Below are 22228 nucleotides of genomic sequence, written 5' to 3' on the forward strand. Positions count from 1 at the left end.
TTGCCGCGACAATCGAATTGTTGTCATAATAGCCATGATCAAAATGCATACCTGGAGTGTTTTATGTCGCGCCGTTCCTTTCCACATACTGCTGTGGACGCTTTTTTGGTTACCGCACGCCGCCTGAACCTGACACATGCGGCGAAAGATCTTTGCCTGACACAAGGCGCGGTCAGTCGTAAGATCGCGACGCTCGAGGCCTGGTTTGGTTTTCCTCTTTTTGAACGCCACGCGCGGGGATTGCGACTCTCTCCTCAGGGCAGCGCCCTGCTGCCCGACCTCCAGGCGGCGTATGAGCAGCTTCTGACCGTGGTGGATCAGGCGCGGGCACAGCAAACCGTCGTTCGCCTTAAGGTACCGACATGCGCCATGCGCTGGCTGGTGCCCAAATTACTTCATCTGGAGCGCGAACAGCCCGAGCTCCAGATCGCGCTGACCACCACCACCGATCACACCGTGAATTTCAAAACGGAATCCTGTGATGCAGCCATCGTTTTTGGCACGCATTTGAGCGCCGGTGACCTGCTGTTCGAAGAGAGGCTAACGCCGGTGATGAACCCGTTTCGGGCCAGTTCCACGCTGGATAAATTGACGCTACTCCATCCGACGCGGGATAAAACGGACTGGTCGCTATGGCTGTCGAAGCAAGAGGGTTTTTCGCTCGCTATGCATAAAAATCAACACTTCGACACCATGGATTTAGCCATTACGGCGGCCATTCAGGGGTTAGGGGTTGCGATTGCCGATGAAACGCTGGTCGAAGAGGATGTGCGTGCCGGTCGTCTGGTGCGCCCTTACGACCTGAGCGTGAAAACCGGCGCCAGCTATCGTCTGGTGCTCCGCGACTCTCGCGGCAAAGCCGCCGGGCTTGCCGCGTTTCGCGCATGTTTGCTTAATCAAGGCTGACGTGATGCTTCATGACCCGTTTAAAGAGGCTCATACGGGCACGCATAAATCGTTTTTCCAGCTTAAATCCTGCATTTTTATGCACCCCAAGGCGCATTAATACATCCCGCCCTTTTTTACAGGCAGGCCATCGTACAGGCCCATTTAACGCCTCACCGGAGGGGCTGGCGTGACGGGCAAATTCGACCCAGTAATCGGCCACCTGTGCGGCAAACGTCAGGTCCCGTTCGTTCACATACGTCCGCGACGGCTCAACCTGACCAAGGGTATCAAACACGTACGGCACGTCGTTGCCGTGCCAGGCACCGTGGAGGTAGGTGTCATGCTCTGCCTCTGCGACATAATCAAACCAGTAACGCCAGCAGGGAACGCCAAGGCGTTGTTGCGCCTGCATCACAACATAGCCCAGGGTGGTAAAGGCCATATCGCGACACACTTCCCGGCCGAGAGCTTCATCTCCTTTTATCCCCGGATAGAGCAGTTTGATCAGGCCAAGACCGAACCGACGTTCACGTCTGAGCTTTTGAATCTGATCGGCCAGGTCGATACCAAATACCGACATGACGCTCGCTTCATCGCTATTTGAACCAATCATCACCGGCACAGGGTGCTGCTGCGCGGCAAAAAAGAGATCCAGCATGGGAACCGGCAGGACGCAATCTCCGGCGATGGGCGCCGGTCCTGTATTCAGCGGTGCCGCCAGCGGCCAGAACGCCTCGGCAGGAAGGGCCCGAAGCTGTTCTGCTGTAGCATTCTTAAGGCCGAAATGGGCGGCCAGCGCCTCACCTTTTTTCAGCGCCTGCTCACGCGGCGTGTCCGGTAACGTATAGCCGCTTTGCACGATTGCTTTGTGAAACAGCCCGTTAGCCAGCGGCGATGCCAGTAAGGACAGCGTGCTTCGGGCACCAGCAGATTCGCCAAACAGCGTGACGTTATCAGGGTCCCCGCCGAAACTGGCGATATTGTCCCGAACCCACTCCAGCGCGGCAATCTGATCCAGCAACGCAAAGTTATTTACCGCCCGCGATTCTTCCCCTTCCAGAGCCGGATGGGCAAAGAAACCCAGGTGCCCCAGCCGGTAATTCACGGTGACGATCACCACGTCGCGTCGGGCCAGGGATTTTCCGTTATAAGGAGGCAGCCCGCCCGAGCCGATCGTGAAACCGCCGCCGTGCAGCCAGACCATCACCGGCAGCGCGTTCGGCCGTTTAACCGGAGACCAGACGTTAAGGTAGAGACAATCTTCCGAGAACTGCCCCGGATCGCCCCCGCCTAATGCCTTGCAATACTCGCTGCTTTGCCAGCTTGAGGCCGAAAACGCGTGAGCGTCCCGTACCCCTTCCCAGGCTTTGGGCGGCTGCGGGGAGCGCCAGCGCAGTGCGCCAACGGGTGGCGCGGCGAAAGGAATGCCACACCAGACATGTACATCGTCATCGGTAAAACCAAGCAGTGCGCCCTGGCGCGTTTCAACCACAGGGGTAGAGGGATTATGCATAACGTCCTTCTTGTTCCATCACACCCCTGCAGAATAACCTGTTCAGAGCAAACCACAACGCCGTTTGCTACGCGCTTCTGCCTCCTCATAGAGGGTAAACTCATCCAGAACCGGTGCGCCCAGCGCCTCTTCAAACGCGTGGCGGCTGGCGTTGCCGTGGCTTCGCGCCTGCGTTTCATTCCCCAGATTAGACTGGAAAATCCCCGCCGCGCTGACCGGAAGAAAATCCTCATAGGTGATGGGCTGCGCCACCATCCAGCCGCGTTCAATCAGCGGTTGCGGATCATCTCCCGGGCGAAATGCCTGCCGGTGCGCCTCGCCTGCCGGGGTTAAACGGTAGCGAAAATAGGCCAGCTCCTGGCGGCGCAAAAACATCTCGCTGTCCGGGAAGGCCTGAAAAACGTCGCGTAAATGCAGCTGATGCGTCAGATTATCTTTGCCGGTTCCGGCTTCGCTCAGCAGGCGGTCATACAACGCGCGCCCTTTCGGCGTAAGCGCTACGCCCCGCTGTTCAATTTCGCCAAAACGCGCCGTGTGCGTTCCGGCATGTTCACCGGCAAACAGAATCGGCTCCTCCAGCGCTTTAAAACTGGTCTGACGCAGCAGAACCGGCACATCGCGTCGCGGCGGCCCCTCGATCAACACTTTCGGTTCAATACCGTATTTCGGCATCAGCTCCTGAGCCCGATCGATATCGAGCGTGCGGGGCGTCAGATGGTTGATATGACAGCCGGGAAAACAGACCACATCCGCAATAAGACGGTGTTCGTTATGCAGTGCCAGGTAGGTTTCCCGATCGACAATAGCGTGGCGGTGCCAGCGAAACGTCTCCAGAGCCTCCTGCACAAACTCTTCCATCTGCGGCTGGGTAAACTGGCCTTGTGCTTCATGCAGGTCGATCAGCGCCAGGCAGCGCGGTGTAAAGATCTGACGACGCGACAGTATTTCAGCCGCTCGTTCACGCAGCCGAACGTTCTCGATGAGCTCAAGCCGTAAGAGCGAGGTAAACACGCGAAAGGGGTTTCGGCACAGTGCCGCATCATCAACGGGACGAAACGCGGTGGAATGCACCGGGACGCCGGCCTGTGACAGATCGTAATAGCTGACAGGAAACATCCCCATAATGGCAAACATGCGCCGAAGCGTTGACAGCTCCTCTGCCGTGCCCACGCGAATCGCCCCGTGACGCTCCACATTCAGGCGCGACAGCTCATCTGCGTTCGCCAGTTGTTCATGCAAGCGCGGATTATTTTCCAGTACGGCCAGATTGACGTCTGCAACGAGTTCAAGCAACGTGCCGTACTGCGGAACTTCCTTCTGGTACATCGCCGACATAGCCTGCGAAAAGTGTTCCCGAATATCATCAGCCGTGATGGTGTTCGCCATGATGTCATGCCTCCAGTGAATATTACCTGGAGTGTAGAGAAGACCGTTCCCGTCGTGGGGAAGAATTTCTGATTTGTGATCCTGACAGGCAGATGACGCTTTACTGTACTTTTTTGGCCTGCAGACAGGACCGGGAGGGCAAGAAGAGGAGATTCACCTGCCCTAAAAAACGCTTGTTACTCAAATAGATCAAATGTTAAATATATTTTGCTAGCAGGTTATCAAATTTAAACATCTTTCCTTGTCACCCGTATCGCTCTGTTTTTAACATCGCTTATGGAAAAAAATGGTTTGTTCAGTCAGCGCATACGCTTGCGCCATTTGCATACTTTTGTGGCCGTCGCTCAACAGGGAACGCTGGGGCGTGCGGCTGAAACGCTTAATTTAAGCCAGCCCGCACTTTCGAAAACGCTGAACGAACTGGAGCAGCTAACGGGAACCCGTCTCTTTAATCGTGGCCGCCTGGGCGCGCAGCTGACGCTGGTCGGCGAGCAGTTTCTCACCCATGCTGTAAAGGTGCTTGATGCGTTAAATACCGCGGGTCAGGCGTTAACCCGCAAAGATGAACAACCGGCGGACGTGGTACGCATTGGCGCCCTGCCCACGGCGGCGCTGGGGATCCTGCCTGCGGTGATCGGACAGTTTCACAAACAGCAAAAGCACACCACGCTGCAGGTTGCCACCATGAACAATCCCATGATCCTGGCCGGACTCAAGTCGGGCGAACTGGATTTAGGGATTGGGCGTATGTCCGACCCTGAACTGATGGTGGGTCTGAATTACGAACTGCTGTTTCTGGAATCCCTGAAGCTGGTCGTGCGCCCGGATCACCCTATTCTGCGTGACACTGTCACCTTAAGCCGGGTGATGGAGTGGCCGGTGGTGGTTTCACCAAAAGGCACCGCACCACGGCATAACGCCGAAGTGATGCTGCAAATGCAAGGCTGTAAACTTCCTTCAGGGTGTATCGAAACGCTGTCGGCCTCCCTCTCACGCCAGTTGACGGTGGATTATGACTACGTCTGGTTTGTTCCTTCCGGCGCGGTGAAAGAAGATTTACGTCAGGGCACGCTGGTGGCTTTACCTGTTGCTTCACCCGGCGCGGGTGAGCCGATAGGCATTCTGACCCGAGTGGACAGCCCGCTCTCCAGCGGCACGCAAGCTCTGCTCAGCGCCATACGTAAATCCATGCCGGTCTAATGACCCCACCGTCCGCATTCTGACCCGCCTGTATGGCGGGTTTTTCATTTAGTCAAATCATGCGAAATTATTTATTAACAATTGCGCAAAACAATTTAACAGTTTTATCATACCCGCCAATTCACCAAATGGTTCACAAACCCATTCCAGTGTGAATTTTATCGCCTGAAACAGGGCATTTTGTATGAAAACCATTATTAACCTCGAAAGAAATGACCCATTTGGTACAGATGCAGCACAGCATGCAGCGGAAGACGTCGAGGCATTACAGGAGAAAGAAATGGCAACAGGCAGCGCGCCACGCGGGGTAGCAAGATTCCTGCAGTGGCTCCTGGTCGGACTGATGGCGATTGTCGGTCTGGCAGTCGGTGGACTGGGTTTGAAACTGGTCACCGTAGGCGGAAGTATGTACTTCCTGATCGTGGGCGTAGTGATGCTAATCTCCGCCTTTTTAATCTTCACAGGTCGTTCCAGCGGGATCATCCTTTATGCCGTGGCGTTTATCGCCTCGATCATTTGGGCCGTGAGTGATGCGGGCTGGGCGTTCTGGCCGCTCTTCTCGCGCCTGTTCACCCTTGCCGTGCTGGCGCTTTTGTGTGCCCTTATCTGGCCCTGCATGCCCGCAGCCAACCGTGCGACTCCTGTCCGCAAGGCACCGGCCTTTGGCGTCGCCGCCGTTCTCGCTGTTGCGATGTTAGTGAGCCTGGGGTGGATGTTTAAGCCGCAAACGCTTGTCGCTGCGAACGAGCCCGTTCCCGTTAAGCCTGTCGCGCCTGGCGAACAACAAAAAAACTGGGAACACTGGGGCAATACCACCCACGGTGACCGTTTTGCCGCACTTGATCAGATTAATAAGCACAACGTTAATGAACTGAAAGTGGCGTGGACAGCGCACACCGGCGATATTCCGCAGAGCAACGGCTCCGGCGCGGAAGATCAAAACACGCCATTGCAGATTGGCGACACGCTCTATGTCTGCACGCCTTACAGCAAAGTGCTGGCGCTGGATGTGGATTCCGGTAAAGAAAAATGGCGTTACGATTCAAAAGCGACTGCGCCTAACTGGCAGCGCTGCCGTGGATTGGGTTATTTTGAAGACAACCAATCGGTGACAACGTCACAAAGCGAGACGCAACCCGCGGCGTGTGCACGTCGTCTGTTCCTGCCGACGACCGATGCCCGTCTGATTGCGCTCAATGCCGATACCGGCAAGCTCTGCGAAGACTTTGGCGATCGCGGCATTGTGGATCTCAGCGTCGGGATGGGTGAAGTCAAACCCGGCTACTACCAGCAGACCTCTACACCGCTGGTTGCGGGCGACGTGGTCGTCGTCGGTGGCCGCGTCGCAGATAACTTCTCGACCGGTGAACCCCCTGGCGTTGTGCGTGCTTATGACGTGCACACCGGTAAACTGGCCTGGGCCTGGGATCCCGGTAATCCGGACCTGACCGGGGAGCCACCAGAAGGCCAGACCTACACCCGCGGCACGCCGAACGTCTGGTCGGCCATGTCATATGACGCAAAATTAAACCTGATTTATCTGCCAACCGGTAACGCCACGCCTGATTTCTTCGCCGGTGAACGCACCGCGCTTGACGATAAATACAGCTCATCCATCGTCGCGGTGGAGGCCACCACCGGGAAAGTGCGCTGGCACTATCAGACGACGCACCACGATCTCTGGGATTTTGACCTCCCTTCTCAGCCGCTGCTGTACGATCTGCCGGACGGTAAAGGCGGTACAACCCCCGTACTGGTGCAGACCAGCAAACAGGGCATGATTTTCATGCTCAATCGCGAAACCGGCGAACCTGTAGCGAAAGTGGAAGAACGTCCGGTGCCGGCAGGCAACGTCGAAGGTGAACGCTACTCCCCAACTCAACCGTATTCGGTCGGCATGCCAATGATTGGCAACCAGACGCTCACCGAATCTGATATGTGGGGCGCAACGCCCGTCGATCTGCTGCTGTGTCGTATCCAGTTTAAAGAGATGCGTCATCAGGGCGTCTTTACCCCTCCGGGTCTTGATCGCTCTCTGCAATTCCCGGGCTCCCTTGGCGGCATGAACTGGGGTAGCGTCTCGGTCGACCCGAACAATGGGCTGATGTTCGTCAATGACATGCGCCTGGGTCTGGCAAACTATATGGTGCCGCGCGCCAGCGTTGCGAAAAACGCCAGCGGTATCGAAATGGGTATCGTGCCAATGGACGGGACCCCTTACGGGGCGATGCGCGAACGTTTCCTGTCCCCTCTGGGGATTCCTTGTCAGAAACCGCCTTTCGGCACGATGTCGGCGGTTGATCTGAAGAGCGGGAAGCTGGTCTGGCAGGTTCCGGTTGGTACCGTCGAAGATACCGGACCGCTTGGCATTCGTATGCATATGCCCATTCCTGTCGGCATGCCAACGCTGGGTGCAACGCTGTCAACGCAGTCCGGGTTACTGTTCTTTGCGGGTACGCAGGATTTCTATCTGCGCGCGTTTGATACCGCGACAGGGAAAGAAATCTGGAAAGATCGTCTGCCAGTAGGAAGCCAGTCAGGCCCGATGACCTACGTTTCGCCGAAAACCGGTAAACAGTACATCATCATTAACGCGGGTGGCGCACGTCAGTCACCGGATCGCGGTGATTACATCATTGCTTACGCCCTGCCCGATAAGGCGTAATCAGGGTTGACTCGCAGTGGCCCGCCATCCTGCATGGCGGGCTTTTTTACCCCTGCGCGGGGGTGAACGTTACCGGTTTATTCAGGGTGAAGTTCACATCCAGATTTTGTCTGACGCCCGGTGTCCAGCAGCTGCGCGCTACCGCTTTCCAGGTTTCATCGAAAAAGGCTTTATCGCCTTTGGCGCTGTATTCAGTCGCCCTGCCGTTCGAATTCACATCAAATGCGACCGTCACTTTTCCCTCAAATTCCTGTGCCGCAGCCTGAGCGGGATAGTTAGGCAGCACCTGATACACCTCACCCCGACAGTCCGACTGGCTGGAATCGGCGGTTTTGTCCTGCGAGGACCCTCCGATGGGGAACGTGAGACCGGCTCCCACACCGACGCCGCTGTTACCGCCACCGATGCCGACACCTCCCACGCCCACTGAACACGCGGACAGCAAACAGGACGCGACCAGCATTGTCATACCTTTGCCTTTATCCATCATATCTTCACCATAAAAAAAGGTTCATGCGGAACATGAACCCTTTTTGCACAGCTTTGGCGACCCGTCAACCCATCAAGGGGATTAGAAGGTTTCCCAGTTCTCGCCGCTATTCGCGACCGCAGGACGTAACACGTGAGCAGGTTTCGAGGTGGCTGGCGTTGCTGGCGTACCCCGCCCGGCATTGCCGCCGTTCAGACGGAACGCGCCTACCGCTTCGGTCAGACGAGCGCCCTGCTCTTCGAGCGAAGCCGCCGCCGCAGAGGCTTCTTCCACCAGCGAGGCGTTTTGCTGGGTCACTTTGTCCATTTCGGTAATGGCCTGGCTTACCTGCACAATACCGCGGCTCTGTTCATCGGAGGCCGCCGCAATTTCGAGCATGATATCGGTGACGCGCTTAACGGCATCCACAATGTCATTCATCGTATTGCCGGCGGCGACCACTTCACCTGAACCTTGATCGATGAGGGTGACGGACTCGTTGATCAGCCCCTCAATCTCTTTCGCAGCGTTTGCGCTGCGGCTCGCCAGGGTGCGGACTTCACTGGCTACCACGGCGAAGCCACGGCCCTGCTCACCGGCACGGGCAGCTTCAACGGCGGCATTCAGCGCCAGAATGTTGGTCTGGAAGGCGATGCTGTTGATCACGGCGGTGATTTCAGAAATTTTTCTGGAACTGGCCGAAATATTGTTCATCGTTTTCACCACGCCCGACACCATCTGCCCGCCGCGGCTGGCTTTGCCAGAGGCATCTTCCGCCAGCTTGCTGGCGTGATGCGCGTTATCGGCGTTTTGCTTCACCGTGGCCGTCAGCTCTTCCATACTTGCGGCTGTTTGTTCGATCGCCGCCGCCTGCTGCTCGGTGCGTGAAGAGAGATCGGTGTTGCCCGCCGAAATCTCGCTGGTGCCGCGATAGATCTCTTCGGCCCCCTGACGTACCGTGCCCACCGTGGTCACCAGAGAATGTTGCATGGTTTGCAGATCGTGCGTTAACCGGCCGATTTCACTGCGTCCGGTCAGATCGTCTGCCAGCGTCAAATCGCCTTTCGCAATCATCTCAATTCGGCGCGCTGCGCGCTGCAGCGGGGTGATCACCGTACGACGCAGCACGACAAACGTGATTACCGTCAGCACTAATGCAAGGGCAAACGCGCCCACCATAAACATCAGGCCAAGCTGGGTACGCGTATGCGCCGTGGCGGTTAAGGCATTTGCCCGATCGGTGCGGATTTTGATGGCTTTGAGCAGAACGTCATTGTAAGCGTCATCCAGCGGGCGCGCGGATTCGTTCTCGTGATTGATAATGGCTTCAAACATGCCGTTTTTGGCAAATTTCAGCATCGGCTGTAATCCCGCAATGTAGGCGTCATAGCGGGTTTTCAGGTCAGTATCCAGCGCTTCGTCAGCCGGAGTACGTACCGCTCGGTTCATATAGGCTTTAAAGCCATCCTGAGACTGCTTGATTCGCGTTTCGGCTTCAGCAATGTTGAGCTTCATTGCGTCCATTTCCGCGATACGACTGGCCGCACCGGCGTGAATCATATTGATACGTGCGGTGCGCAAATGGTTAGAACTGTTCGACAGACCGGTCCTGACCTGTATTTCCGCCGTCACATCCTGCTGGTCAATATCGGCTTGCAGCAAGAAATAGCCAGCCAGCGCCGAACTCAGCGCAAAAAGCAGGATGATCCCACCGAGAATGGAGGAAAACAGCGGAACCAGGCGAATATGATGCAGGAAGCTAAGCTTTTGCCGGGCGCTTGCCGGTGTTGTGTTGTCCATGACCGTCGACTCTCTTATAGGTAGATGCGTGAAAAACACGCCTGTAAAATAGTCATCGGCACGGCAGGGAATTAGATTATGGCTAAAATCGCCAGACAGGTCACACTTTAGAAAAGAATATTAAAGAAACGCCAGCGGCAAAAACCGCTGGCAGAATAATTACTTGTCGCCGAAATGGATAACGGTGCGAATAGATTTGCCTTCATGCATCAGATCGAAGGCTTCGTTGATTTGCTCAAGCGGCAAACGGTGGGTAATAAACGGATCGAGATCGATTTTGCCGACCATCGCGTCTTCCACCATGCCTGGCAGTTGGGTGCGACCTTTCACGCCGCCAAACGCCGAACCGCGCCATACGCGACCGGTCACCAGCTGGAACGGACGCGTTTTGATCTCCTGACCTGCACCCGCCACACCAATGATGATGCTTTCACCCCAGCCCTTATGGCAGCACTCCAGCGCGGAACGCATCACGTTCACGTTGCCAATACACTCGAAGCTGAACTCTACGCCGCCGTCGGTCAGTTCGACGATCACGTCCTGCACCGGTTTGTCGTAGTCTTTCGGGTTAATAAAGTCGGTGGCGCCCATCTCGCCCGCCAGCTTGAATTTCTCGGGGTTGGTATCGACGGCAATGATGCGCCCGGCTTTGGCCTGCACAGCCCCCTGAATTACGGCCAGGCCAATGCCGCCCAGACCAAACACAGCAACGGTGTCGCCCTCTTTTACTTTCGCGGTATTGTGCACTGCGCCAATACCGGTGGTTACGCCGCAGCCCAGCAGACACACTTTATCCAGCGGCGCCTGCGTGTTGACCTTCGCCAGAGAAATTTCAGCACAGACGGTGTATTCACTGAAGGTACTGGTGCCCATATAGTGATAAACAGGCTCGCCATTGTAAGAGAAACGGGTGGTGCCATCCGGCATCAGGCCTTTACCCTGTGTGGCGCGAACCGCCTGGCAGAGATTGGTTTTACCCGATTTACAGAACTTACATTCGCCACATTCAGCGGTATAAAGCGGAATAACATGGTCGCCTGGCTTCAGGCTGGTCACGCCCTCGCCGACTTCGACCACGATACCGCCGCCTTCATGACCTAATACCGCCGGGAACACCCCCTCAGGATCGTCACCCGACAGGGTAAAAGCGTCGGTATGGCACACGCCCGTGTGGGTAATCTTCACTAAGACTTCGCCTTTTTTAGGCGGAGCAACGTCAATTTCAACAATCTTCAGCGGCTGGCCTGGGCCAAATGCGACGGCTGCACGTGATTTCATAATGCTTTCCTTTCTGTGATGTCTGTTTTTATTTTAGATAAGAGCGCAGTAAATGACCGACTTCAGCCATGCGCACCGCGCGCTGGTCTGGCGTGGTTTCCCCAGCCACCAGCTCATCTTTGAGATGAATTTCAACCATTTCGCCCATCAACCCGTTTGCCGCGCCACGAACGGCGGCAATTTGTTGCAGGATAGACAGACAAGGATCGCCCGACTCCAGCGCGCGCTCCAGGGCATCAACCTGCCCACGGATACGCCGCACCCGGGTCAGAACGCGTTTTTTGTCTTCAGGGGATTGTGGCATAGCGCCTCCTGTATACTGTAGGGGGGTATGGTATACCCTGCGTTCTCAGGATGCAAACCTCGGTTTCTCCCCGTGCCGACGTCCAGACCCGGTTACCCGTGTTTCATTTCATAAAAAATGCTGTAATATGCAATATATTGCGACATTTTGCAGGAACACTGATCGATGCATAAAACCGCCCGTCAAAAATATTTGCTTGATTTGATTAGTGAAAATGGTCAGGTCAGCATCAGTGAGCTGGTTGATAAACTGCAGGTTTCTGCGGATACCGTTCGGCGCGATCTCAGCGACCTTGAGAAAAAAGGACTGGCGCAAAAAAACCACGGCGGCGCGATTGCGCTCGATCTCTCTGCCATGAACCGACGTGAACGCACCACCCTTTTGCCAGAAACGAAGCAACGGCTGGGCAAAATGGTCGCGGCACAGGTTCCCGCCGGTTCCACCCTTTTTCTCGATGCGGGGAGCACGATGATGGCGGTTGCCGCCTTTCTCAAGGGCCCGCTTACCGTTATCACGACGTCCCTGGACATTGCTCAGTTATTCAGTGAGCGGGCGGATATCGACTTGATTCTGGCAGGCGGAAACTGGGATGCGCAGCAGCGGCTGTTCGCGGGCAGCGCGACACTGTCACTTCTGAATCGCTACCGGGCAGATATCGCCATTCTTGGCGCCTGTGCTATCGATGCCCGACTGGGTTTGAGCGCCAGCCAGGAAGCCGATGCCGGGGTCAAGCGCGCCATGATCGCAGCGAGCCATCAGCACTGGCTGGTCGCCGATCATATGAAGCTCAACCAGCGCGCCCCTTACCTCGTGGCCGGGTTGAGCGATATTCAACACCTGTTTCTCGATCGTCCCTGGGCAGAACTCAGGGACGCAGGCGACATGCACGTCCATATTGCAAAAGCAGACTAATGCGGAGTGGTTATGAATAAAGTTATACAAGACGGTAAAAGTATCAATGTCGCTTTGATCGGCTATGGATTCGTTGGCAAGACGTTTCATGCCCCGTTAATCCAGTCAGTGCCCGGCCTGAACCTGACGCTAGTCTCATCCAGAGATGCAGAAAAGGTCAATCGCGATCTGCCGGACGTTACCGTGGTAGCGACGCCGGAAGAAGCCATTCACCATCCGGATATTGATCTGGTCGTTATCGCCTCGCCCAATGCCACTCATGCCCCACTGGCCACGCTGGCGCTGAAGGCAGGCAAGCATGTGGTGGTGGATAAACCGTTCACCCTTGATATGCGTGAAGCCAGAGATCTCATTGCGCTGGCGGAGGAGAAACAGACCCTGCTGTCGGTGTTCCATAATCGTCGCTGGGACAGTGATTATCTGGGCATTAAAGCGGTTATCGAACAAGGAATGATTGGCAATGTGAAGCATTTTGAGTCACATATCGATCGCTTTCGCCCGGAAGTGCGCGTGCGCTGGAGAGAGCAAAATGTTCCGGGCAGCGGTTTATGGTTTGATTTAGGGCCGCATATCATTGACCAGGCGTTGCAGCTGTTTGGTTTACCCCAGTCGGTACAGGGCAATATCGCCACTCTGCGTCAGGGTGCGGAGATCAACGACTGGGCGCACGTCGTCCTGAATTACCCGCAGCATAAGGTCATTCTGCACTGCAGTATGCTGGCGGCAGGTGGCGTTCAGCGTTTCACCGTCCATGGCGACAACGCCAGCGTCGTCAAAGCGACTATCGATCAGCAGGAAAGCCAGCTGCTGGCGGGGGTTATTCCTGGCAGCGCACACTGGGGCGAAGACAGCGACGATCTGGTGGTATACGACGCCAGCGGGCAGCCACAGACGCATCGCACGCCTAAGGGCGATCAGCGCCAGTACTATATTCAGATACGCGACGCCCTGAACGGGAAAAGAAGCAATCCGGTTCCTCCGGTTGAGGCGCTGGCGGTAATGGCGGTGCTGGAAGCGGCGGTTAAATCCTCCGACACCGGCACCACGCAAACCGTGTCATTGACGGACAGCGAGCGGGAACAACTGTAATAACGGATTAGCGACCTGCGGCCTGCCGCAGGTCGCGCCTGACTAGCGCTGTAAAGGCTGTCCCGCCGTCTCTTTGGCACGCAGGACGGTGATAAAGGTAATCAACGCTGCGCCCATGACGTACCAGGCCGGTGAAAACGGATTGCCCGTTGCCGTCATCAGATAGGCCGAGAACCACGGCGTGATGCCGCCAAAAAAAGCGACAGCCACGTTATACGCAATGGAGATCCCACCGTAGCGAATGCGGGTCGGGAACAGCTCCGCCATCGCCGCGGTACAGGCCCCGTCAAACGCGGCAATAAAGGCGCCGAGCAGCAGCATGGCCATCACCGCGGATAACATATCGCCGCGAGCCATGAGCATCATCGCCGGCCAGGTGAAGAGAATAAACCCTGCACATCCCGCCAGCATCAGCGGTTTACGGCCAAACTTGTCGGATAGATACCCCATAAACGGCACCATGACGGCAATGGCAAAGAGTCCGATGGTGGTGATGGCGTAGGAGTCCAGTTTCGAATAATGCAGTTCGGTTGAGAGATAGCTGGGCATAAAGGTTTGCAGCGTCCAGTGCCCGACGGCTTTAATCACCACAAACCCCACGCAGAAAAAGAGCGCGCTCCAGGCTGTGGTCAGCGCCATACGCAGTGGCGAAGAAGCCGTTTTGCCACTCTTCGCCATTTCCAGAAATTCCGGTGAATCTTCGAGATGCGTTCGCAGATACAGGCCCACCCAGCCTAACGGCCCGGCGATCAGGAATGGGATACGCCAGCCCCAGTCCGTCATGGCGGCCTCGCCCAGCGAGGCGGTCAGTAAAAAGACCAGTCCCGAACCGGCAACAAATGCCATAAAGCCGAAGTTATCAATCCAGCAGGTGAAATAGCCACGCCGCTCTGTCGGGGCATATTCCGCCAAAAATGTCGTCGCGCCGGAACTCTCTCCCCCTGCGGCAAAGCCCTGCACCAGACGCGTTAATACCAGCAATACGGTAGCGGTAATCCCCACCTGCGAATACGTCGGCAGTAGCCCCATTAAAAAGGTGGCACCCGAGGTGAGCATAATCACCGTCGCCAGCACCTTTTTACGCCCGATGCGGTCGCCAAGGGAGCCGAAATAGAGCCCACCCAGCGGGCGCATAATAAAGCCTGCGCCAAATACAGCAAATGACGAGAGCAAGGCGACCGACGGCTCTCCGGCCTGGAAAAACTGCAGGCCAATAATGGCGGCCAGCGTGCCGTATAGCCCAAAATCAAACCATTCCACAAAATGGCCAATCCCGGTGGCAAGTAATACTTTACGCAATTTAGGCACGGCGCGGTTCTCACTGGTCTCAAGTGAACTGTCTAATGATTGCTGAGATGAATGATTCATACCCTCTCCTGAACAGTATGCCAGTTAACGACGGAGTTGGCGCCAGAGCAGAGGAAGGCTTTCTCGTCGCAGTGTTTCTATTATAGATATACTTAATGCGACGGATTCACGTAATCTGATGATAAAAAATGTGACATAACGCGGAATGACGCGACCGAAAACAAATCACGATCACAAAAAAACCCGCTGACAGAGCAGCGGGTTTCGCCAGCGCGGAGAAGGATTAACCGCGTTTTTTCGGCATCATGCGCAACAGCGTATTATCTTTCCAGAAATAGTGGTGCATCAGGGCAGCCGCCGCGTGCAGGCCGATCACAAAGTAGCCCAGATTAGCCAACGTGATGTGCCACGCTTTCAGCGAATCCACCAAATCGAAATTCGCTTCCGCCGCGTGCGGCATCACCATGCCAAAAGCAAACCAGTCATTGCCCCGGTTGTACATCATCACAATGCCCACAATCGGCAGCACGATAAAGAGCACATAGACAATCAAATGGCCAAGGTGCGACATGCCGGTGATCATCGGTTTGGGTTTTGGCTGAATGGGCGGAGCCGGGAATTTCAGACGGATAAACAGACGCGCCACCATCAGCACCAGGATCGAAATCCCGCACGAGACGTGGATCATATTGATAAGCGGACGGGCGCTGCGCGGGAAGTCACCGCGAAATTCCATGGCGCAGTACGCCACAATGACCAGCAGAAAGACCAGCCAGTGGATACCGATTTGCAGGCCGGTATATTTGTTACGCATATTATTTCCTGAACGAATACGTAGAAAGCGTCAACATAACGGGCTTTCCTTAAAAATTCATTAACTTTTCTTGATGATTTATCAAAAGCTTTGCAGGTAAATGAAGCATCTTCAATTGCCTCACGCGCCGACATGGTCTAAGCCTGGATAAGTTTAAACTGTCGCATTGTTCAATCTAACGGGAGTGACCATGAGTAAAATTGGCATTAATGGGTTTGGCCGTATTGGGCGTCTGGTGCTGCGTCGCCTGCTTGAAACGAAGGATAGCAATACCGTAGTGGCGATTAACGATCTCACCTCTCCGAAGGTGCTGGCTTACCTGCTTAAACATGACTCTAACTACGGTCCTTTCCCCTGGAGCGTCGACTTTACGGAAGATTCGCTGATTGTGGACGGTCAGTCCATCTCGGTGTACGCCGAAAAAGAGGCGAAACATATTCCGTGGTCTTCGGCGGGCGTTGATCTGGTGGTTGAATGCACCGGTTTCTACACATCGGAAGACAAATCCAAAGCGCATCTGGAAGCGGGCGCGAAAAAAGTGTTGATTTCCGCCCCTGCGGGTGAGATGAAAACCATTGTCTTCAATGTGAATGACGACACCATTGATGCCAGCGATACCATCATCTCCGTCGCCTCCTGCACCACCAACTGCCTGGCGCCGCTCGCGAAGGCCCTGCATGATGCCTTTGAAATCAAAGTGGGCACGATGACCACGATCCACGCCTATACCGGCACTCAGGCGCTGGTGGATGGCCCACGCGGAAAAGATCTTCGCGCCTCGCGTGCCGCGGCTGAAAATATTATTCCCCACACCACCGGGGCGGCTAAAGCAATTGGACTGGTGATTCCCGCCCTGAGCGGCAAGCTGAAAGGCCATGCGCAACGCGTTCCGGTGAAAACCGGTTCCGTGACAGAACTGGTGGCCGTTCTGGGTAAAAAAGTGACCGTAGACGACATCCATCAGGCGCTGAAAAAAGCCACGGAAGGAAACGAATCCTTCGGCTATACCGACGAGGAGATTGTCTCCTCTGACGTCATTGGCTCCCATTTCGGTTCGGTATTTGACGCCACCCAAACCGAAGTGGCTGAGGCGGGTGATGTGCAACTGGTCAAAGCCGTGGCCTGGTACGATAACGAATATGGCTTTGTCACACAGCTAGTGCGTACTCTCGATAAGTTTGCCGCGCTATAACCTTCCTGCGGGCAGCCTGCTGCCCGCCGTTGTGAATCCCTTCCCGTTTTTATAAAGCTTGCCATGGTATAACCCTGACTTTCTCAAAAAGGGAGTGAACAGATGGATGCGCTGACCCGCGAAGTGCTTGAAGACCTGATGGCCGACGCCGTGGCCCGTTCGAAGACCTTCTCCGTGTGGCCCGGCGGCGAGGCCCCCGGCGCGAAAGCGAGTGAGGCGGTGTTTACGCCTGAACCTCATCATACGGGTACGTCGAATTACGATCGCTCAGTCACTGGCGTTCGCGCACCGGAAATCACGGTTTATGCGCCCGCGAAGCCGAACGGCACAGGCATTCTGGTGACGCCAGGCGGGTCATACCGCCGCGTGGTGCTGGATAAAGAAGGCAGCGCCCTCGCCCCCTTTTTTAATCAACGCGGCTATACCTTGTTTGTGATGACCTACCGCCTGCCGGGTGATAAGCATCTGGAAGGCGCGGATGCTCCGCTGGCCGATGTACAGCGCGCCCTGCGCACGATTCGGGCCAACGCCCGGGAATGGCAACTGGACCCGCTGCGTATTGGGGTGATGGGTTTCTCGGCGGGTGGACACGTTGCGGCAAGTCTGGGCACGCGCTTTGACGAAAAGGTTTATCAGCCGGTGGATGACATTGATGAGCAAAGCGCGCGCCCTGCGTTTATGGCGCTGGTCTATCCGGTTATCACCATGCATGCGGATATTGACCACCCCGGCTCGCGTCATGAGCTGATTGGTGACACTCCATCGCCTGAACAGGTGCATCGCTATTCCCTTGAAGACCGTGCCACCAGCAGCACGCCACCCACCTTTCTGCTCCATGCCATTGACGATCCGGCGGTAAAAGTGGACAACAGTCTGGTCATGTTCAACGCCCTGCGGCGCGCCGGGGTTGCCGTCGAAATGCATCTGTTTGAGCGAGGTAAACACGGATTTGGAATTCGTGACGCGATCGGCTTACCCGTCGCGGTCTGGCCGGAACTGATGATGAACTGGATAGCCACTAAAGTGTAAAAATGGCCCGGGGCAGATGCCTGCGCCGGGCTCTACGTATTACGACTGTAAGTAGACGACCTGGGTCTGGAGATACTCGTGCAGACCATGCTTACCGTCGGCACCGCCTATCCCCGACTTGCGCCAGCCCGCGTGGAAGCCCTGCATCGCTTCAAAGTTCTCGCGGTTGATATAGGTTTCGCCAAACTTCAGCCCCTTAATAGCTTTCATGGCGACATTCAGATCCTGCGTATAAACCGATGACGTCAGGCCGTATTCGCTGTCATTCGCCATCTCCAGGGCCTCTTCCAGCGTGTCAAAAGCCACCACCGGTAAAACCGGACCAAAGGTCTCCTCATGCATGATGGTCATCTCCTGACGCACGTTCAGCAGCAGCGTCGGCGGATAAAAGAACCCTATGCCTTCAACGGCTTTTCCCCCAAGCACTACGCTCGCGCCCTCCTCAACGGCACGCGCCACCTTTTGCTCTACGCGTTCGAGTGCCGCGGCATTGATCAAGGGTCCCATCGCGATATCCTGGCGTTCTGCCGGATCACCAAACTGAACGGCCTTCATCGCCTCGCCCAGACGATTCACAAAACGATCGTAAATCCCTTTTTGCACATACACGCGCTCGGCGCAGTTACAAACCTGCCCGGTGTTAATGACACGTGAATCCACAATGGCTTTGACTGCCAGCTCCAGATTCGCGTCGTCCATAACAATCGCAGGCGCCTTGCCGCCCAGTTCCAGGCACACTTTGGTGATATTTTTTGCCGCGGCCGTCATGATTTTTTCACCCGCGGTCACGCTGCCCGTCATGCTGACCATCGCCACTTTCGGGTTTCCGGCCAGCTCCTGACCGACGGTTTCGCCGCGGCCGAGAACCAGGTTAAAGACGCCTTTTGGCAGGCCAATCTCATCGACAATTTTGGCAAAGGCAATGGCGTTATTCGGGGTAAATTCGCTGGGTTTAATCACAATGGTATTACCGGTAATAAGCGCCGGCGCCAGCTTGCGGGCAATCAGGAAGAAGGGGAAGTTCCACGGCAGGATGCCGGTAGTGACGCCCAACGCCCGTTTGAAGACCAGAATATTTTCGCCTGGACGGTCGCTTTGCAGGATTTCTCCCTCATAGCGGCGTGCCCATTCAGCCATGTAGTCGATATAATCGGCCGTGAAGTTCACCTCCACGTCGGCCAGGGGCTGAATTTTGCCGCCTTCCGCCACGATCAAGGCGCTAATTTCGCTGGCACGCTCGCGGATCCCGGCAGCGATCTTACGCAACCAACCGGCACGTTCGATAGCAGGCAGCGCTTCCCAGCCAGCCTGCGCTCGCTCAGCGGCATCAATGGCCTTACGCGCATCTTCAGCGTGACCGTCGGGGATGCGGGAAATGACCTCTTCGGTGGCGGGGTTAATGACATCAATCCACGCCTCACCTTGCCAGGCAACAAACTGTCCATCGATATACATAGGATGTTGTACGGGTACTGTCATAACCTGCTCCTGTAATTGCACTGTTTTTAACAAGTAAAATTATTGTTAAAAACTACAACCCTGAAGTCAGTTTCCTACCCTATCACGCTGTTTTTGTGAGACATCTCAAAAAAGCACCGCGAATATACAACATTTGAATTACACCCAAGCAACATTAAATGCCCGTTTGCGGCAAAGGTGACGCAAACGGGCAAGGCTCAGAGAAGCGAACGGCTGACCAGCGCATCCGTTAAAATGGTATCGGTGCGGATGATTTGCCAGGCGGCCTCTACCTCCTGCGGGATATCGACGTGAATAATAAAGTCGCGACCGGCAGGACCGTAGCCGTTAACGTCGTCGCGCAGACGCGGTATTTCGCCAAAGACCAGCGACAGATAGCGCTCGACGGGCCAGAGACCGTCGCTCGGCCCGCTAAAGACCAGCCCATCGTCGCTGTTTTGCAGTCGCGGGGTAAGGCCCGGATGGCTCACCCGCTGCGGTGGCGTGGCTTCCTCCTGCAGCAACCTGGCAAAGGTCGCCATGGTGCGGCGTTGCATGGTCGGGTCCTGCACCACGAGAAGTCGGTCAGCTTTCATATTCCGGTGTTTGATTAAATCCCAGCTAAAGCGGGCATTCTCACCACAGTTGGTTGACTGATCTTCCACAATGATTTTCTCATCCGGAATGGCCCAGAACTGACGCGCAATATCCGCAAGGATTGCCGCCTCAGCGCGGCCTGTCGTCGGGACGGTATTGTAGCGTGGGTGACGGGCAATGGACGCGTAAAGAAACGTCGTGGAGTGACCAATACCACCGCTGATGACGAGCGGCACGTCCTGCTCCTGCGCAAAACGACAGGCCGCATCTATCGACGGAATAACGGCGTTACCCGCCAGGATCACTGCATCAACCTGCTGAATACCCAGCAGGTCATCCTGCGCCAGCCAGTCGCCAACCGTATTAACGGCAGCGAGAGTGGTGTCGGGAAGACGGGGAAAAATTTCCAGTATCATTGTGACCTCCTTACAGCCTTTGTTTTCAGCCTAACGCATCTCACCTGACTCACCACAGGAGCACTCCTAAAGGCCGATCGCCATCTTCTGCGCCCGCATTCCCGGTTATTTCTCCTTCAAATACAATCAGCATTTGATTAAATACAGCTTTTCATATTCACTTGAATTATGGTTTGCGCCAGACGTAAAATCATTAGCCCACTAATAATTCGATTTTCCCAAGGTAAAAACGATATGCGCCTGCCTCAACGCGATCCTTATGCTCCTCGCGAGTGGCAGCCACACGAAAAACCGGCCCTGCTCGGGTCGCCTTCTACGCCGCTGCATAGTACACCTAAACGTTTTGCCTACGGTATTGTTGGCCTGCTGGTGTGCCTGACGGGCGCGCTGGGTAACGCGATGGTCGCGGCCAATCTGCAAAATTTACAGGGGACGTTTGCGGTCTGGTCCACGGAAATCGCCTGGTTGCCGGCGGTCTATGTCATGACCAACGTCTCGATTAACCTGCTGCTGGTGAAATTTCGTCAGCAGTATGGTCTGCGCGCCTTCACCGAAGGCTTTCTGGTGCTGTATGTCCTGGTCACCTTTTTCCACCTCTTTGTTAACGATCTCAGCTCCGCGCTGATGGTCCGCGCCGCGCATGGGATGGTGGCGGCAGCGCTGAGTTCGCTTGGGATCTATTATCAAATTCAGGCCTGGCCGGCGAAACATCGGCTCAAAGCGCTCACTATCGGCATCACCGGCTCCTCGCTGGCTATCCCCATTGCCCGTCTCTTTTCAACGGAGCTGTTACAGCTCGACGAGTGGCGCGGTCTGTACTTCTTCGAACTGGGGCTGGCGCTGGTCTCACTGGGCTGCGTGATTGCCCTTAAGCTGCCTCCAGGCGATCGGCGTAAGGTCTTTGAAAAGAAGGATTTCATCACCTTCTTCTTGCTGGCCCCAGGAATGGCGTTACTGTGCGCCGTGCTCTCATTAGGACGACTGGACTGGTGGTTTGAGGCGCCCTGGATTGGCTGGTCTTTGGCGTTGTCTCTGGTGCTGATCGTCTCGGCTATCGTTTTTGAACACAATCGCAGTAATCCGCTACTCAATACGCGCTGGCTCTCCAGCGGCAGCATTGTGCGGCTCGGGCTGATTATGCTGCTTATCCGCATCGTGCTGGCGGAGCAAAACACCGGCGTCATCGGCTGGCTGCAGTATGTCGGTTTGCAGAATGAACAAATGACGCATCTGGCATGGTCAATTCTCGCAGGCATTGTTTGCGGTATTGTCGCCAGCTGCCTGACCATCAAACCGACAAAACTGGCCTGGCCGATTATCACCTCGCTGGTGCTGATGATCGTGGCCTCGTTGCTGGACAGCCAGTCCAACAATCTGACCCGCCCGGATCAACTGATGCTGAGCCAGTTTCTCCTCGGCTTTGGCAGTGCCTTTTTTCTGGCACCGGCGATGCTGGCAGGCATTGGCGGCGTTATCGCCGATCCACGCAACCTCGTCAGTTTTTCGGTGCTGTTTGGCATGAGCCAGAACGTGGGGGGGCTGCTCGGCTCCGCTATTCTCGGCACCTTCCAGACCTGGCGTGAAAAATATCACTCCAGTTTACTCGCCGATCAGCTCACCACCCTTAACCCGCTGGTCAACGAACGGTTACAGCTTTATACCAGCCTGTATCAAAATATCATTGGCGACAGCGCCTTGCGCGGCACGCAGGCCGTCACGCAGCTGCAAACCGTCACCACGCTTGAGGCCAACATTCTGGCTTACAATGATACTTACCTTCTGACGGCGGGCATTGCCACCGCGACGCTGGTCTGGATTCTGTGGCGCTTGCTGCGTCTGAGAATTACTGCCCGAATGGCACTTAAAAACGCGACAGGAACGAAATAAGGGATGTCACACAACATGAAGAC

At 55.7% G+C, this 22228-nt stretch carries 18 protein-coding genes; 8 read left to right on the forward strand and 10 right to left on the reverse strand.

The annotated features are described in order from the left end of the window. The first annotated feature begins 63 nt into the window (after positions 1 to 63). Positions 64 to 906: a LysR family transcriptional regulator gene (locus LZP96_RS19725; RefSeq protein ID WP_064326070.1), complete on the forward strand. Its 843-nt coding sequence runs from the start codon at positions 64 to 66 to the stop codon at positions 904 to 906. On the opposite strand, the gene LZP96_RS19730 is transcribed toward LZP96_RS19725, so the two are convergent. Both LZP96_RS19730 and hglS read right to left on the reverse strand, forming a co-directional pair. After that, positions 893 to 2401, reverse strand: coding sequence for a carboxylesterase/lipase family protein (locus LZP96_RS19730; protein ID WP_258926278.1), 1509 nt, complete (start codon positions 2399 to 2401; stop codon positions 893 to 895). The two genes, LZP96_RS19725 and LZP96_RS19730, sit on opposite strands and share 14 nt — an antisense overlap. Before the next feature lie 42 nt (positions 2402 to 2443). Next, positions 2444 to 3787, reverse strand: coding sequence for a 2-oxoadipate dioxygenase/decarboxylase HglS (hglS, locus tag LZP96_RS19735; protein WP_258926280.1), 1344 nt, complete (start codon positions 3785 to 3787; stop codon positions 2444 to 2446). A gap of 276 nt (positions 3788 to 4063) precedes the next feature. Between hglS and LZP96_RS19740 the strand changes: the two genes are divergently transcribed. Further along, the gene (locus LZP96_RS19740; RefSeq protein ID WP_064326067.1) at positions 4064 to 4987 is read left to right on the forward strand and encodes a LysR substrate-binding domain-containing protein; all 924 of its coding nucleotides are present in this window, start codon (positions 4064 to 4066) and stop codon (positions 4985 to 4987) included. Positions 4988 to 5267: 280 nt separating this feature from the next. Further along, positions 5268 to 7652, forward strand: coding sequence for a membrane-bound PQQ-dependent dehydrogenase, glucose/quinate/shikimate family (locus LZP96_RS19745; RefSeq protein ID WP_258926295.1), 2385 nt, complete (start codon positions 5268 to 5270; stop codon positions 7650 to 7652). Between the two features lie 46 nt (positions 7653 to 7698). On the opposite strand, the gene LZP96_RS19750 is transcribed toward LZP96_RS19745, so the two are convergent. The 4 genes from LZP96_RS19750 to LZP96_RS19765 all read right to left on the reverse strand — a co-directional run bounded on the left by LZP96_RS19750 (position 7699) and on the right by LZP96_RS19765 (position 11503). Continuing rightward, complete coding sequence (locus tag LZP96_RS19750) at positions 7699 to 8142, reverse strand: TonB family protein (protein ID WP_258926281.1); 444 nt, start codon at positions 8140 to 8142, stop codon at positions 7699 to 7701. 81 nt (positions 8143 to 8223) lie between these two features. Then, positions 8224 to 9921 (reverse strand): methyl-accepting chemotaxis protein, encoded by a 1698-nt coding sequence (locus tag LZP96_RS19755; protein ID WP_064326065.1) that lies wholly within the window; start codon positions 9919 to 9921, stop codon positions 8224 to 8226. Between the two features lie 159 nt (positions 9922 to 10080). Next, positions 10081 to 11199, reverse strand: a complete 1119-nt coding sequence (locus LZP96_RS19760) for an S-(hydroxymethyl)glutathione dehydrogenase/class III alcohol dehydrogenase (RefSeq protein WP_064326064.1) — start codon at positions 11197 to 11199, stop codon at positions 10081 to 10083. Positions 11200 to 11227: 28 nt separating this feature from the next. Beyond that, entirely contained in the window at positions 11228 to 11503 is a 276-nt protein-coding gene (locus tag LZP96_RS19765; RefSeq protein ID WP_064326063.1) for a metal/formaldehyde-sensitive transcriptional repressor, read from the reverse strand. 165 nt (positions 11504 to 11668) lie between these two features. Between LZP96_RS19765 and LZP96_RS19770 the strand changes: the two genes are divergently transcribed. Together LZP96_RS19770 and LZP96_RS19775 are read left to right on the forward strand one after the other, a co-directional pair. Further along, positions 11669 to 12415, forward strand: coding sequence for a DeoR/GlpR family DNA-binding transcription regulator (locus tag LZP96_RS19770; RefSeq protein WP_258926282.1), 747 nt, complete (start codon positions 11669 to 11671; stop codon positions 12413 to 12415). Between the two features lie 12 nt (positions 12416 to 12427). Then, a complete protein-coding gene (locus LZP96_RS19775; protein WP_258926283.1) occupies positions 12428 to 13504 on the forward strand; it encodes an oxidoreductase in 1077 nt (358 codons plus the stop codon). A gap of 42 nt (positions 13505 to 13546) precedes the next feature. Here the strand turns inward: LZP96_RS19775 and LZP96_RS19780 are convergent, their stop codons facing one another. Beyond that, positions 13547 to 14872, reverse strand: coding sequence for an MFS transporter (locus tag LZP96_RS19780; RefSeq protein WP_064326060.1), 1326 nt, complete (start codon positions 14870 to 14872; stop codon positions 13547 to 13549). A gap of 223 nt (positions 14873 to 15095) precedes the next feature. Next, complete coding sequence (gene cybB / locus LZP96_RS19785) at positions 15096 to 15626, reverse strand: cytochrome b561 (protein ID WP_258926286.1); 531 nt, start codon at positions 15624 to 15626, stop codon at positions 15096 to 15098. Between the two features lie 190 nt (positions 15627 to 15816). Between cybB and gap the strand changes: the two genes are divergently transcribed. Both gap and LZP96_RS19795 read left to right on the forward strand, forming a co-directional pair. Next, positions 15817 to 16818 (forward strand): type I glyceraldehyde-3-phosphate dehydrogenase, encoded by a 1002-nt coding sequence (gene gap / locus LZP96_RS19790; RefSeq protein WP_258926287.1) that lies wholly within the window; start codon positions 15817 to 15819, stop codon positions 16816 to 16818. 102 nt (positions 16819 to 16920) lie between these two features. After that, a complete protein-coding gene (locus LZP96_RS19795; RefSeq protein WP_258926288.1) occupies positions 16921 to 17847 on the forward strand; it encodes an alpha/beta hydrolase in 927 nt (308 codons plus the stop codon). 39 nt (positions 17848 to 17886) lie between these two features. Here the strand turns inward: LZP96_RS19795 and aldA are convergent, their stop codons facing one another. Next, positions 17887 to 19326, reverse strand: coding sequence for an aldehyde dehydrogenase (gene aldA / locus LZP96_RS19800; RefSeq protein ID WP_258926290.1), 1440 nt, complete (start codon positions 19324 to 19326; stop codon positions 17887 to 17889). A gap of 197 nt (positions 19327 to 19523) precedes the next feature. Next, on the reverse strand, positions 19524 to 20318 hold the full coding sequence (locus LZP96_RS19805; RefSeq protein ID WP_258926291.1) for a YdcF family protein: 795 nt from the start codon (positions 20316 to 20318) through the stop codon (positions 19524 to 19526). Positions 20319 to 20552: 234 nt separating this feature from the next. Here LZP96_RS19805 and LZP96_RS19810 point away from each other — a divergent pair, with 234 nt between their 5' ends. Beyond that, the gene (locus LZP96_RS19810; protein WP_374230154.1) at positions 20553 to 22205 is read left to right on the forward strand and encodes an MFS transporter; all 1653 of its coding nucleotides are present in this window, start codon (positions 20553 to 20555) and stop codon (positions 22203 to 22205) included. The last annotated feature ends 23 nt before the right edge of the window (positions 22206 to 22228 follow it).

The sequence above is a fragment of the Huaxiibacter chinensis genome (assembly GCF_022171985.1).
Lineage (GTDB): Bacteria > Pseudomonadota > Gammaproteobacteria > Enterobacterales > Enterobacteriaceae > Enterobacter > Enterobacter chinensis_A.